Source organism: Labrys neptuniae, from assembly GCF_040797145.1.
Lineage (GTDB): Bacteria > Pseudomonadota > Alphaproteobacteria > Rhizobiales > Labraceae > Labrys > Labrys neptuniae.
Genome location: NZ_JBFNQD010000001.1, coordinates 828,814 through 843,317, shown reverse-complemented (window position 1 = coordinate 843,317; position 14,504 = coordinate 828,814). Strand labels below are relative to the sequence as shown.

Sequence of the window (14,504 nt, the reverse complement as noted above, 5' to 3'; positions counted from 1 at the left end):
CGGGCGCGCGAATCTGCGGCTCACCATTGGACCATGGTCGCAAACGTTTCCTTAACGGAAGCTGTACCGCGCAGACCGCTGCCGTTCAGCTTGGGCGGTCGGGTCTCGCCTCGGACATGGCCTGGCCGAACAGGATGATGCAGGGGCCGTCGAGCTGATTGGCGGCAAAAACGCCGGCCATTTCACCGATCGTGGTGTGAAAGCGGCGCTCGCGCACGTGGGTGGCATATTCCACGATGATGGCCGGCGTATCGACGGCCATGCCGGCCTCGAGCAGGCGCGTGGCGACCTCGGCGACGACAAGCTTGCCCATATAGATGGCGGTGGTGGCGGCCGGGTCGGCAAGCGACTTCCAATCGAGATCGTCCGGCAGCTTGCCGTTCTTGGCATGGGCAGTGATGTATTGCAGGCGTCGGGCATGGTCCCGATGGGTGAGGGAGACTTCAAGGCTCGCGGCAGCGCCGGACGCTGCGGTGATGCCAGGAATGACCTCGACGGCGACGCCAGCCGCGCGGCAGGCTGCGATTTCCTCGCCGGCCCGTCCGAATATCAAGGGGTCACCGCCTTTCAGCCGCACCACGCGCTTGCCGTCCCTGGCCAGGGAGACCATGAGCGCATTGATATCGTCCTGCTTGCAGGACGGGCGATGCCCGCGCTTGCCGGTGATGATGCGCTCAGCCTCGCGGCGAGCGAAATCGAGCACTTCCTGCGAGACCAGATCGTCGTGCAGGATGACATCCGCCGATTGCAGGGCGCGCACCGCTTTCAAGGTCAGCAGTTCCGGATCTCCAGGGCCTGCTCCCACCAGGGCGACACTGCCCAGTGCCGGATTTCTTTTCTGCTGTTCGATACCGGCCAATAGGTCGGCGCGTTCGGCTTCGCCTGGCGTGCGGTCGGGATGCCGGAAGGCCGCATTGACGAAACGCTCCCAGATCGTCCTGCGGGCCTGCAGGGAGAGATCCCGCGCCTGCACCAGAGGGCGCCAGTTGCGGGCGGCCTCCGCCCATTTCTGGAAACCCGTTGGCAGCAGCATCTCGATTCGGCTGCGGATTGCCTGGGCGAAGACGGGAACGGCGCCGTCGGTCGAAATGCCCACCACCAGCGGCGAGCGATTGACCACCGCACCGAACTGAAAATCGCAGAAGGCCGGCCGGTCGACGATGTTTACCGGCGTTCCCACCCGGCGCGCGGCGGCGGCAAGGTCGGCGGCCTGCTCGTCGCCCTCGACGTCCGCGACGACGAGGGCGATGCCATCGAGGTCGGCTTCGTGCCAGGAGCGGGCGAGGTGGCGGACACTCGCGTCGTCGCGGGCGCATAACTGCGCCAGGGCATCGTTCGCTTCAGGTGCCGCGATGCGAACTTCGGCGCCGGTTGACGCCAGAAGCTCGGCCTTCCATAAAGCCGCCTGGCTCGCGCCGATGACAAGCACGGGTTTGCCGGTCAGGCGATAGAATACCGGCAATACCGCCAGCGGCGCGATGCGCGCGGGTTGCGAGACAGGGCTACGGCTCATCGATCTACAGGCTCAACGTGCTCAATACAGTCTGGGAGGCGCTGATAACTGCCGGCCTTCGCCTCAGTTCTGCCGCACGTCACACAGCCGTCAAAGGCTAAAGTAAATCAGTCGGGCAGACAATGCGAAGCGAAGCGGAGTTTGAGATCCGGCAGGTTCCTCCTGACCAAAACCGCCGTTCGATCCGGAGAAGTCTCTTTCGGAAAACCCGATTCCTCTCTGTGGCGCTGTCGCCATTGCGACGGAGGTTCGACCTATCCGACATTGTCACGCGGTTGTCATGGCAAGCCCGCATGATGCAACATGCCGTTACGCAAACGTCAGTGAAAAAAGGCGAGGCTCTCGCGAGCCTCGCCTTATTCTAGACCTCGTCCTAACCCATCTTCCTGAGACTTCCTTCACGCATCTTTGTGCTGTTTGAAGTGTCGGGACGGCTGCTCGACAACGGTTTGTTCACCGGCGGCGCCTGCGGGCTTCCTCCCAAGACTTGGACCCTGACTTCCTTCTACTCATCGCTGAGTTCGGATGCCCTGTCGTTGACGGGACGGACGCTAGACGAAGTTTTTTTGCTTGTCACGTCTTTGTGCAGCGATCGGCACAAAATTAATATCTTTGCTTAAAATTTGTGCGCGTCATTTCGCTAGGCTGCGCTGTTCGTGGGCAGGTTGATGAGCAGGCAGGTTGTATCGCACGGGGCATGTCGGGCGCGAAAACCGCCAAATAGTGGCGCTTTTGCTGGTCTTACCCTTGTGTTTTTGCGAGGGATCGGGTCAAGCTGGCACGTACTGGCGATCGGAAGCGATTTGCCGGAGAGGCGTGCCGAGGTTTCGATCAGGCGCGCCTTTTTATCCTGAATCGCGATTTCGCCACATGTGTTACCCGGCGCAGCCAAGGTTCGCCGGCAGCTTGGAGAAGGTCTGTCCTATGCGTTTGAGCCGTTATTTCCTGCCTATTCTGCGCGAGACGCCGAAGGAAGCAGAAATTGTTTCCCATCGTCTGATGCTGCGTGCAGGCATGATCCGTCAGGAAGCGGCTGGAATCTACGCGTTGCTGCCACTCGGCCTGCGCGTGGTGAACAAGATCAATACGATCATCCGCGAAGAACAGAATCGCGCCGGCGCCATCGAACTGCTGATGCCGACCATCCAATCGGCCGACCTGTGGCGCGAAAGCGGGCGCTATGACGATTACGGCAAGGAGATGCTGCGCATCAAGGACCGCCAGGAGCGGGAGATGCTCTACGGGCCGACCAATGAGGAGATGATCACCGAGATCTTCCGCGCCTATGTACGCAGCTACAAGGATCTGCCGCTCAACCTCTACCATATACAATGGAAGTTCCGGGACGAGATCCGTCCCCGCTTCGGCCTGATGCGCGGGCGTGAATTCCTGATGAAGGACGCCTATTCCTTCGACCTCGACCAGGCCGGTGCGCAGCATTCCTACAACAAGATGTTCGTGGCCTATCTGCGCACCTTCGCGCGGCTCGGCCTGACGGCCATCCCCATGGTGGCCGACACCGGCCCGATCGGCGGCAATCTCAGCCATGAGTTCATCATCCTGGCCTCGACCGGGGAGAGCGAAGTGTTCTGCCATCGTGACTATTTGTCGATGGCGCCGCCTTCCGCCGGCACGGATTTCGACGACAAGGCCGGGCTGCAGGCGATCGTCGACCAGTGGACCTCGCTCTATGCGGCAACCGAGGAGAAACACGACAAGGCTGCCTTCGACGCCCTGCCGGCCGACAAGCAGGTTTCGGCGCGCGGTATCGAGGTCGGGCATATCTTCTATTTCGGCACGAAATATTCGACGCCGATGAAGGCCGTCGTCGCCGGTCCGGACGGCTCCCTCATCCCCGTGCATGGCGGCTCCTACGGCATCGGGCCGACCCGCGTGGCCGGTGCGGCAATCGAGGCGAGCCATGACGAAGCCGGCATCATCTGGCCGGAGGCAATCGCGCCGTTCAAGGTCGGCCTGATCAACCTCAAGCCGGGAGACAGCGCGGTGGATGCAGCCTGCGGCGATCTCTACCTCCAGCTCGGCGCCAAGGGCGTCGATGTGCTGCTCGACGATACCGATGAGAGGCCCGGCGGCAAATTCGCCAAGATGGATCTGATCGGCCTGCCCTGGCAGATCATCGTCGGTCCCAAGAGCCTGGCGGAAGGCAAGGTCGAGGTGAAGAACCGCCGCACAGGCGAACGCCAGTTGCTGACGCCATCGGACGCACTCGTGCTGGTGAGCTGATCCTGTTTTGCCGTGGCCTGCCGGCCGGTATTATCGACGCCGCGAATGCCCAGGGTATTCGCGGCGTTTTTGCTTCTTATCAAGAAATCGACGTATTTACTTGAATTATAAAACTTAATCTCGATGTGTTCGTTGTGGCTGGGGTGGCTTTGCCGTGATTGGAGCGTCAAAAAAGCCGTGGCAAAGCGAGACATCGCTGAATTTTTGCCGTGCAAACGCCGCGATTCTCGCGGAGTAAGGGGCCTCGCGCCCCACCTGGAATGTCATGAACGCGTCTGCTTCAGCCACGACATCGTCGGAACCGACCGGAACGCCGCCCTTCTCCGCCTTCGAGTGGATGGTGGCGCTGCGCTATCTCATGCCGCACCGCAAGGGGGGGGTGGCTTCGCTGATTGCCGTCCTGTCCTTTCTCAGCTTCCTTATCGGCGTCGCTGCCCTCATCATCGTGATGTCGGTGATGAACGGCTTTCGCGTCGAACTGCAGTCCAAGATCCTCGGATTCAACGGCCATATCGTCGTCTCTCCCTATGAGACGCCGTTGACCGACTATGAAGCGGTCACCAGTCGCATCGCCAAGGTGCCTGGTGTGACCCTGGCGGTCCCCTTCGTGGAAGGCCAGGTGCTGGTATCTTCGCCCTTCTCGGCGAGCGGCGCCCTGGTGCGCGGCATGAAGCTCGATGATCTCAAGCGCCTGCCCGGCCTTGCCAACAATATCAAGGACGGCACGCTGGACAATTTCGACCAGGGGCAGGGCGTGGTGATCGGTGCCAAACTGGCATCCTCGCTCGGGTTGCAGATCGGCGACGGCATCACTCTGATCTCGCCCAAGGGCGACCAGACCGCCTTTGGCACCACGCCGCGCATGAAGGTCTATCCGGTGGTCGCCACCTTCGAGGTCGGCATGTCCGATATCGACAGCGGCTTCGTGATCATGCCGCTGCAGGAATCGCAGGCTTATTTCAATCGCGACGGCGATACGACGGCGATCGAGGTCTATATCGAGGACCCCGACCACGTGCAGTCGGAGAGCGAGGCGATCAAGACGGCGGCCGGACGTCCCGTCTCGCTGGTCGACTGGCGCCAGCGCAATTCGGCCTTCTTCACGGCGCTCCAGGTCGAGCGCAACGTCATGTTCATGATCCTGCTGATTCTGGTGATCATGGCGGCGCTCGGGGTTGTTTCGAGCATGGTGATGCTGGTGCAGTCCAAGCAGACCGATATCGCCATCATGCGGACCATGGGCGCGACGCGTGGGGCGATGCTACGCATCTTCTTCATCACCGGCATGGCTATCGGTTTGCTCGGTACGATATTCGGCCTGCTGCTGGGGCTGCTGGTGTGCCGCTATATCGAGAACATCCAGGAATTCATTTCCTGGCTGTCCAACACGCAATTGTTCGCGTCCGAGATCTATTTCCTCTCGCGCCTGCCAGCCAAGACCGATCCGACAGAGGTGACCGTGGTGGTCATCACCACCTTGGTCCTGTGCTTCCTGGCTACGCTCTATCCCGCCTGGCGGGCCGCCAAGCTCGACCCGGTGGAAGCGTTGAGGGGAGGCTGAGCCATGAGCATGTCAGGTGAAATTCCGGCCCTCGAACTGCGAGGCGTCGAGCGCAGCTACCAGCAAGGCCCCACGGAACTGCATATTCTGCGGGGCGTCGACCTCGTGGTGATGCCGGGGCAGTCGGTGGCGCTGATCGCGCCCTCCGGGGCAGGCAAGTCGACGCTGCTCCACACGGCCGGCCTGCTCGAGAGACCGGATGGCGGCGACGTGCTGATCTCCGGCTATTCAACCGCCGATCTGAACGATACGGGACGAACCCGCCTGCGCCGCAACTCGATCGGTTTCGTCTATCAGTTCCACCATCTCCAGCCGGAGTTCTCGGCCTTGGAGAATGTGATCCTGCCGCAGATGATCCGCGGCCTCTCACGCCGAGAGGCGCGCCAGCGGGGCGAGGAGTTGCTGACCTTCCTCGGCCTTGGCCAGCGCTTCGGTCACCGGCCGAACGAATTATCGGGCGGTGAGCAGCAGCGAGTTGCCATCGCCCGTGCCGTCGCCAATGCACCGCATCTCATCCTGGCCGACGAGCCGACCGGCAATCTGGATCCCGGTACGGCAGACCATGTCTTCGGCACGCTGACGGCACTGGTACGCGCGTCCGGCCTGGCGGCCCTGATCGCGACCCATAATCTCGATCTGGCGGCGCGCATGGACCGCCGCGTTACCCTGCGCGACGGTCATATCGTCGAACTCGACTGACGATTGTGACAGCGGGAGCCCCGGTGCCACGGCAGCCTCGCGGTATGGTAAACGCTGCCGAGGCAAAGCCAGGCGCAGCGCAGGCGTCTCCTTAAGTCTTTGAATAATCATGAGAATGTAGCGTTTCCAGTACTCTGGACGGAGACAGGCTGCGCCATGCGGGCGGAACATAAGAGCGACATAAGATGGCGGTTCGACGACGCTGTGCTTGACTCGGAACAAAACGTGAACAAGATATCCTTATCGAAGAGAGGAGAACATCATGCTTACGCGTTTCGCCGAAGATTTCGCCGCCATTGCTTCGATGAGCCTGTTCCTGGTCATGCTCGCCATGTGGACGAGCTTCCTGAGCGGTGTTTAAGCCAGATTTGTCCACACTTGTCCACAGGCTCTCAACAAGCAGCGGTGGCGAAGATGTGACGCCGATGTGGCCATCGCCGGCCCGAGTACAAAGTCGGCTTTGGTGTCGGGCCGGATTGCCATACACCAAGGTGAGGGGCAGGCCGCGAGTCGCGCTGCCCGCCAGCGCGGAGCGGAGGTGTCATGGCGGAGGGAAAGGTGAACGGTCCGGGATTCGTGCATTTGAATGTCCGTTCGGCCTATTCCTTGCTCGAGGGGGCGATGAAGGTCCCTAAACTCGCCGATCTCGCCAAGGCCGACGGCATGCCGGCCCTCGCATTGACGGACACCAATAATCTGTTCGGAGCGTTGGAGTTTTCCGAAAAGCTGGCGGGCAGCGGCATCCAACCGATCATGGGCATCTCGCTGGCGATCAATTTTGCCGACCGCGAGGATGCCTCGGACCGGCGTCCTCTGCACCAGCGGCGCCTGCCGCGCATGATCCTGCTGGCCCAGAGCGAAGCGGGCTACGGCCATCTGATGGCACTGTCCTCCCATTGCTACATGGATCCCGCCAGCGGCGAGGAAGCCCATATCTCGATCGGGCGCCTGGCCGAATTCCAGGAAGGCCTGATCGCGCTGACCGGCGGTCCCGCCGGCCCGCTGGACATGGCCCTTCGCGAGGGGCTCGATGATCTCGCGCGAGCCCGGCTGCAGCGTCTGCAGGCGATGTTCGCCGATAGGCTCTATGTCGAAGTGCAGCGCCATGACAGCGCGGAGGAGCAGCAGGTCGAGGCACCGCTTCTGGAGCTTGCCTATGCCGCCGAGGTGCCGCTGGTCGCGACGAACGAGGTCTATTTCGCCGCGCGCGCCGACAACGAACCGCATGATGCGTTGCTTGCCATCGCCGAGGGTCGCATCCTCGCAGAGACGGACCGGCGGCGAATGACGCCGAACCATTACTTCAAGAGCCGTGCGGAAATGATGTCCTTGTTCAAGGATATCCCAGAGGCAATTGAGAATACAATCGAAATTGCCAAACGTTGTGCCTTTCGCGTACGCACGCGAAAGCCGATCCTGCCGCGCTTTTCCACGGGCCTCGACGAGACGGGGGCGCCTGTCGACGAGGCCGTCGAGCTGCGCCGTCAGGCCGAGGATGGCCTCAGGGCCAGGCTGGCCGCGCATGGTCCGGCTCCTGGCCATACTGAAGAGAGCTATGCCAAGCGGCTTGAGTTCGAGCTTTCGATCATCGAGCGGATGAAGTTTCCCGGCTACTTCCTGATCGTGTCGGACTTCATCAAGCACGCCAAGGCGAAGGGCATCCCAGTCGGTCCGGGGCGCGGATCCGGCGCTGGCTCCCTGGTTGCCTACGCCCTTACCATCACCGATCTCGATCCACTCCGCTTCAGCCTGCTGTTCGAGCGCTTCCTCAATCCCGAACGTATCTCGATGCCGGACTTCGACATCGACTTCTGCCAGGAGCGGCGTGACGAGGTCATCCGCTATGTGCAGGAGAAATACGGGGAGGATCGCGTCGCCCAGATCATCACCTTCGGTTCCCTCCAGGCGCGCGGCGTGCTGCGCGACGTCGGGCGCACGCTGGAGATGGGATATGGCCAGGTCGACAAGCTGTGCAAGCTTGTGCCGCAGAACCCGGCCAATCCGGTCACCTTGGCCAAGGCGATCGAGGACGAGCCGAAACTGCGCGAATCCGCCAAGGACGATCCCACCGTCGAGCGCCTGCTCAGCATCGCCCAGAAGCTCGAAGGGCTCTATCGCCACGCCTCGACCCATGCCGCCGGCGTGGTGATCGGCGACCGTCCGCTGGTGGAGCTGGTGCCGCTCTATCACGATCCCAAGACCTCGATGCCGATGCCGGCCACCCAGTTCAACATGAAGTGGGTGGAGCAGGCGGGCCTGGTGAAGTTCGACTTCCTCGGTCTCAAGACGCTCACCGTGCTCGAGCGCGCCTTGATGTTCCTCAAGCAACGCGGCATCGCTCTCGACCTTGCCGCCCTGCCGCTCGACGACAGGAAGAGCTATGAAATGCTCGGCCGCGGCGAGACGGTGGGCGTGTTCCAGGTGGAAAGCGCGGGCATGCGCAAGGCGTTGCTCGACATGAACGCCGACCGTTTCGAGGACATCATCGCGCTGGTGGCGCTCTACCGCCCGGGCCCGATGGCCAATATTCCAGTCTACAATGCCCGAAAGAAGGGATTGGAAGAGCCGGACTACATGCTCGACCAGCTCAAGCCTGCCCTGGAAGAGACCTATGGCGTCATCATCTACCAGGAACAGGTGATGCAGATCGCGCAGATCCTTTCCGGCTACACGCTGGGCGAGGCCGACATGCTGCGCCGTGCCATGGGCAAGAAGATCAAGGCGGAGATGGACGCCCAGCGTGCGCGCTTCGTCAAGGGCGCGGTCGAAGGGGGCATCCAGAAGGCCAAGGCCGACGAGATCTTCGATTATCTCGCCAAATTCGCCGATTACGGCTTCAACAAGAGCCATGCGGCAGCCTATGCGCTGGTCTCCTACCAGACCGCCTATCTCAAGGCCAATTATCCGGTCGAGTTCATGGCGGCCTCGATGTCGCTGGATATGTCGAACACCGACAAGCTCGCCGAATTCCGTCTGGAGGCGCGTCGGCTGGGCATCAAGGTCGAGGCGCCTTCCATCAACCGTTCGGGACCGGACTTCGAGGTCCATGACGGCGCGATCCGCTATGCGCTCGGCGCGGTCAAGGGCGTCGGCCTCGCGGCGATGGAGCGCCTGGTCGAAATCCGCGGTGACCAGCCCTTCTTCGACCTTGGCGACTTCGCCCGGCGCATCGATCCCAAAGCCATCAACAAGCGTATTCTCGAAAACCTGGCGGCGGCGGGAGCCTTCGACGAATTCGACCGTGACAGGGCTCGCGTCACCGCCTCCATCGATGCCATCATGGCGCAGGCGCAACGCTCCCACGCCGAGAAGAGCGACGGCCAGGCCGATATGTTCGGTTCTGCTTCGACCCCGGAGCCGCTCAAGGGGGCGGTCGTAGAACCCTGGGAACCCGCCGACCGTCTGCAGCGCGAGTTCGACGCGATCGGTTTCTTCCTTTCAGGTCATCCGCTCGATGCCTATGCCACGGCCCTGGAGCGCCTGCAGGTGCCGTCCTGGGCGCAGTTCACCCAGAAGGTGAAGCAGGGCGCCACGGCAGGGCGCCTGGCAGCGACCGTGCTGTCGCGCTCTGAGCGCAAGACCCGAACCGGTTCCAAGATGGGCGTGATCATGCTCTCCGATGCCTCGGGCCAGTTCGAGGCGGTGCTCTTCTCCGAAGGCCTGGCGCAATATCGCGACCTGCTCGAGCCGGGCACGGCAGTGCTGGTCGGCGTGCAGGCCGCACATGAAGGCGATGACGTCCGCATCCGCATCGTGACGGCCGAGAGGCTCGACAACGCCACCGCCAAGACCCAGCGCGGCATCAAGGTCTTCCTGCAGGGCGAGCAGGCGCTCGAATCCGTTGCCAAGCGGCTGGGTCAGCGCGGGGAAGGGGAGGTCTTCCTGATTCTCCAGCTCGATGGCGGCATGCGGGAGGTCGAGCTGAAGCTGCCCGGCAAGTTCATGGTGACCCCCCAGGTCGCAGGCGCGATCAAGGCGATACCGGGCGTGGCGACCGTCATGCAGATGTAAGGCTGCATGGCGGTTCGCTGCGCGGTCCGTGCATGGCCATGGTTTCGAAGGGCACAGATCGGCAAAGCACATGGGTGCTAGCCTGTCCGGGACAACCTTCGATGAGAGGCGCGCATTGAACGATATGGGCCAGGTTGTTCGGTCTCGACGTCATTTGCTTGCTGCCCTGCTGGTTCTCGGCGTGCTCGCGGCCTCGGCGGTCTATTATTGGTTCAGGCAGCACCAGCATGCCGAGCTGCTACGTCTCAACGGCGAGGCAGCGCAGATGGTGGCGCGAAACCGGGCCTTCGAGGCAGCCGGCGTCGGAGGAGGGGCCCCGAGGTCAGATGCTGCGGATCCTTCTGGCGAAAGCGAGCCGCGTCTCGTGGTGCAGGCCGGCAATGCCTTTGGCAATGGCCCGACGGCGATGTCGCGCGACGGGCGCCTCCTGCTGACCGCCGATCAATTCGACGATCTCAGGCTATGGGATGTTGCCACGGCGACATTGCTGCGCCGATTTCCCGACACAGGCGAACAGAACTACAAGGTCATCAAGGGATTGGACTTCCTCCGCGACGCTGATGCCTTCCTCGTCTGGTACCGAAACAAGGCACGCTCGCAGGACGATCTGACGCTGTGGGATACACGTGGCGGAAACGTGATCAGGACGTTCGTGCCCTGCGAGGCGTCGCAAATTTCGACAATGGCATTGAGCCGGGGTGGACGGCGCGCCGTCATAGCCTGCAACAAGGGCGGCATCGCCTTGTGGGACGTCGAAACCGGCGCTCTGGTGCGATCCCTTCTTGCTGACCACCCGGGCCGCGCCGCGCCGGCCGACGTCGTCGCCATCTCTCCGGATGGCCGTGCGATTCTGGTCTCCTGGAAGGATCCGGTGTCGTCGCGGTGGGAAACCGCGTCCTTTGACGCAGAGAGCGGCGGCAAGACTTGCACCATGCCGGATCAACGCCCTGCGCTTTCCTGCCTCGTCGAGGGCGATCGACGCTATTGCCAGATGCAGGCGGCGCGGCAGGAGGCCGGCAGGGTTTTCTCGCTCGACGGGCGAGGCGTGCTGCTCCTGGACGCGGGCGGCGGCGATGCCATAGCGTGGGATGTTGGGCGCTGCGTTGCGACGGCGCGAAGCGCTCCGCCGGGTCCGGTTGTCGCCGCATCCGCCCGCAATCCACGCGCCTTGTCGCGGATGTCCGATTCCTCGCTTGTCCTTTGGGATGTCGCCACCGGCATCCGCCTTGCCGCGTGGCCAAGGGGCGATCCCGGCGACAGGCAGCAGGCTCTCGATTTTTCCGCCGATGGCGGCTTGGTCATCATCAAGGCTGACGGGAGCGGCGCCTATCTTTGGTCCACCATCGACGGAACGTCGCGCTTTATCCCTCAAAGCAGATTCACGCGGAATTTTCAGTTCGCGTCCGATGGGCAGAGCGTATTGTCCGCGGAATTCGACTATCCGGTGCGGCTCTGGCAAGGGGCGGACCACAAGGCTGGCCGGGAAGCCGAGAACAAAGCCGAGAACGCCTGGCGGGAGATTTCGCTGGCTGGAAACCCGAATGTCTCCCGGTTGAGTTTCGGGCCCAACAGCCGGTACTTGCAAGTTGCCTCTGGCAGCCGGGTGGTCCAGTGGGACCTGGATACGGGGCAGGGCACGCTGGCCGATGTCGCGATGTCACCGGCCCATGGCGCGGTCGTCTCGCGGGACGGGCGCTGGAAGGCCATCGAGTCCCGAGACGAAAATGGCGGCGTCGAACTGCGCGATGGCCGTAGCGGCGCATTGCTGGTGACGCTCCACGCCAACCAGTCTCCCACCAGCGGCAGGGCCGAAACACTGGTATTGGCACCGGACGGCCGCTTCGTCACCAATACGGACCCGCGCAGGGTATTGGCGCTGGTCCGCGGCACGAGTATCCTTCGCCTCGACGACTACATCCGTCAGAATCAGCGCGCCAGCCTGACGGAACTGCTTGGCGAGCAGGCGACTACCGGGCCTTGAGGCCGATGGAAGGCTGCCCCCGTCGATCGAAAGATGCAGCGGAGGCATAGCGCATGGCGGTGGAGCGAGCGCAAGATCGGACTTCATCGTGATGGCGGATGTCTGGGGGCTTGCCTAATCGGCCGCATCCGCTTATAGAGCGCGCCATTCCACACGCGGACGAAGCGGCCCTGCCGCTCCGGTGCCGTGTTTTGTTTCGTCCGCAATGGCGCGGCGAGGCAGGCACGGTAGATGTCCGCGGAGGCCTTATCAAACCGGAGTTACAACTCTATGGCACTGCCAGATTTCTCTATGCGTCAGCTGCTCGAAGCTGGAGCCCATTTCGGCCATCAGTCGCACCGCTGGAACCCCAAGATGGGGCCCTATCTCTTCGGCGTGCGTAACGGCATCCACATCATCGACCTCGCCCAGACGGTTCCCGCGTTCCATCGCGCCCTGCAGGCCGTGTCGGACACGGTCGCCCGTGGCGGTCGCGTGCTGTTCGTCGGCACCAAGCGCCAGGCTCAGGACGCGGTTGCCGATGCGGCCCGCCGTTCGGCCCAGTATTACGTCAATTCGCGTTGGCTCGGCGGCACGCTGACCAATTGGAAGACGATTTCCAACTCGATCCAGCGCCTGCGCAAGCTCGACGAGTTGCTCTCCGGTGGTGCTCAGCAGGGCTACACCAAGAAGGAGCGCCTCGACCTCACCCGCGAGCGCGACAAGCTTGAGCGCGCCCTCGGCGGTATCAAGGACATGGGCGGCACCCCCGACCTGATCTTCATCATCGATACCAACAAGGAAGACATCGCGATCAAGGAAGCCCGCCGCCTCAACATTCCGGTGGCTGCTGTCCTCGATTCGAATTCCGATCCGGATGGCATCACCTTCCCGATTCCGGCCAATGACGATGCCGGCCGCGCTCTGTCGCTCTATTGCGATCTCGTCGCCCGCGCCGCTCTCGACGGCATCTCCCGCGCCCATGGCGACATGGGTCTCGACATCGGCGCCGAAGAAGCTCCGCTGGTCGAGGAACTGCCGGTCGCCGACGAGGCTGCCCCCGCTGGCGAGCTCTTCGAGCTGCTGTCTGCTCCGCGCGGTGCGCCCGACGACCTGACCAAGCTGACCGGCGTCGGCCCGCAGCTCGAGAAGAAGCTCAACGAGGGCGGCATCTGGCACTATTGGCAGGTCGCTGCCATGACCCCGGAAGACGTCGCCAAGGTCGATGCCGAGCTCAAGCTCAACGGCCGTATCGATCGCGACGGCTGGGTGGAACTGGCTCGCAATCTGGTTGCCGGCGCCTGATCTTCCAGGGTCTGTGGTTTTTTTGGGCTGCAATCTGATTGCAGCCTTCCTATCTATTCCTGAACACGGCCCGGCTGCTCGCCTTCCAATTGTGATGTTGGAGTGGTAAGCGCCGGGCCGCTTCCCATCACCGGACCCGTTCCGGTTTCCCAAAGAGGTATCCTGCGATGTCGAACATTACCGCCGCCATGGTGAAAGAGCTGCGCGAACAGACCGGCGCGGGCATGATGGATTGCAAGGCAGCGCTCACCGAGACCGCCGGCGATCTGGAAGCCGCTGTTGACTGGTTGCGCAAGAAGGGTCTGTCCAAGGCCGCCAAGAAGGCCGGCCGTGTCGCTGCTGAAGGGCTCGTCGCCGTTCTGGTCGATGGCAATCAGGGCGTTGCCGTAGAGGTCAACTCCGAGACCGACTTCGTTGCCCGCAATCCTGAATTCCAGGACCTGGTTTCGGGCATCGCCGAAGTCGCCCTGAAGACGGGTGAGGATGTCGAGGCCATCAAGGCAGCCGGTTTCCCCGGTGGCGGCAGTGTCGATGAGAAGATCGCCAACACGGTGGCCAAGATCGGCGAGAACATGTCGCTGCGCCGCGCCAAGATCGTCTCGGTCGGCCAGGGCGTGCTGGCGACCTATGTCCACAATCCCGTGGTGGCCAACAAGGGCCGCATCGGCGTGATCGTTGCGCTCGAATCGACCGGCAATGCCGAGAAGCTGGCCGAGCTCGGCCGTCAGATCGCCATGCATGTCGCTTCCTCGAACCCGGTCGCGGTCGATGCCGCCGGCGTCGATGCAGCAACCATCGAGCGCGAGAAGACCATTCTCGCCGACAAGTATCGCGAGCAGGGCAAGCCGGAAGCGGCGATCGCCAAGATCGTCGAAAGCGGCATCAAGACCTATTTCAAGGAAGTGACCTTGCTGGAGCAGGGCTTCATCTTCGATCCCTCCAAGTCGGTCGGCCAGGCCGTCAAGGAGAGCGAAGGGGCTGCCGGCGCGCCGATCAAGGTGGCGGGCTTCGTGCGCTACGCTCTCGGTGACGGCATCGAGAAGCAGGAGAACGATTTCGCCGCTGAGGTCGCCGCCCAGGCCGGCCACGCCGCCTGAGCGTTCTGTTTCAGGAAATGCCGCTGGCCGCATTTCGGCCATGTGGATGACGGAGATCGACAACAGGCGGCCATGGGCCGCCTGTTGTATAAGTGGCCAGCGAATCGGAGAGCA

8 protein-coding genes are annotated in these 14,504 nt (G+C 62.9%); 7 read left to right on the top strand and 1 reads right to left on the bottom strand.

The window, feature by feature from the left end; translation table 11 throughout:
* Window positions 1-85: 85 nt before the first annotated feature.
* The gene (cysG, locus tag ABXS05_RS04050; RefSeq protein WP_367623005.1) at window positions 86-1,513 is read right to left on the bottom strand and encodes a siroheme synthase CysG; all 1,428 of its coding nucleotides are present in this window, start codon (window positions 1,511-1,513) and stop codon (window positions 86-88) included.
* A gap of 924 nt (window positions 1,514-2,437) precedes the next feature.
* Here cysG and proS point away from each other — a divergent pair.
* The 7 genes from proS (at window position 2,438) to tsf (ending at window position 14,390) form a co-directional block, all read left to right on the top strand.
* Window positions 2,438-3,757 (top strand): proline--tRNA ligase, encoded by a 1,320-nt coding sequence (gene proS, locus ABXS05_RS04045; RefSeq protein WP_311935053.1) that lies wholly within the window; start codon window positions 2,438-2,440, stop codon window positions 3,755-3,757.
* Between the two features lie 265 nt (window positions 3,758-4,022).
* Entirely contained in the window at window positions 4,023-5,318 is a 1,296-nt protein-coding gene (locus ABXS05_RS04040; protein ID WP_367623004.1) for a lipoprotein-releasing ABC transporter permease subunit, read from the top strand.
* Between the two features lie 3 nt (window positions 5,319-5,321).
* Entirely contained in the window at window positions 5,322-6,017 is a 696-nt protein-coding gene (locus tag ABXS05_RS04035) for an ABC transporter ATP-binding protein (protein ID WP_311935049.1), read from the top strand.
* 543 nt (window positions 6,018-6,560) lie between these two features.
* A complete protein-coding gene (gene dnaE / locus ABXS05_RS04030; RefSeq protein WP_367623003.1) occupies window positions 6,561-10,028 on the top strand; it encodes a DNA polymerase III subunit alpha in 3,468 nt (1,155 codons plus the stop codon).
* A 181-nt stretch (window positions 10,029-10,209) separates the two neighbouring features.
* Window positions 10,210-12,009: a WD40 repeat domain-containing protein gene (locus tag ABXS05_RS04025; protein ID WP_367623002.1), complete on the top strand. Its 1,800-nt coding sequence runs from the start codon at window positions 10,210-10,212 to the stop codon at window positions 12,007-12,009.
* Window positions 12,010-12,279: 270 nt separating this feature from the next.
* Entirely contained in the window at window positions 12,280-13,293 is a 1,014-nt protein-coding gene (locus ABXS05_RS04020) for a 30S ribosomal protein S2 (protein WP_068296046.1), read from the top strand.
* A 167-nt stretch (window positions 13,294-13,460) separates the two neighbouring features.
* Window positions 13,461-14,390: a translation elongation factor Ts gene (gene tsf / locus ABXS05_RS04015; protein WP_311935043.1), complete on the top strand. Its 930-nt coding sequence runs from the start codon at window positions 13,461-13,463 to the stop codon at window positions 14,388-14,390.
* The last annotated feature ends 114 nt before the right edge of the window (window positions 14,391-14,504 follow it).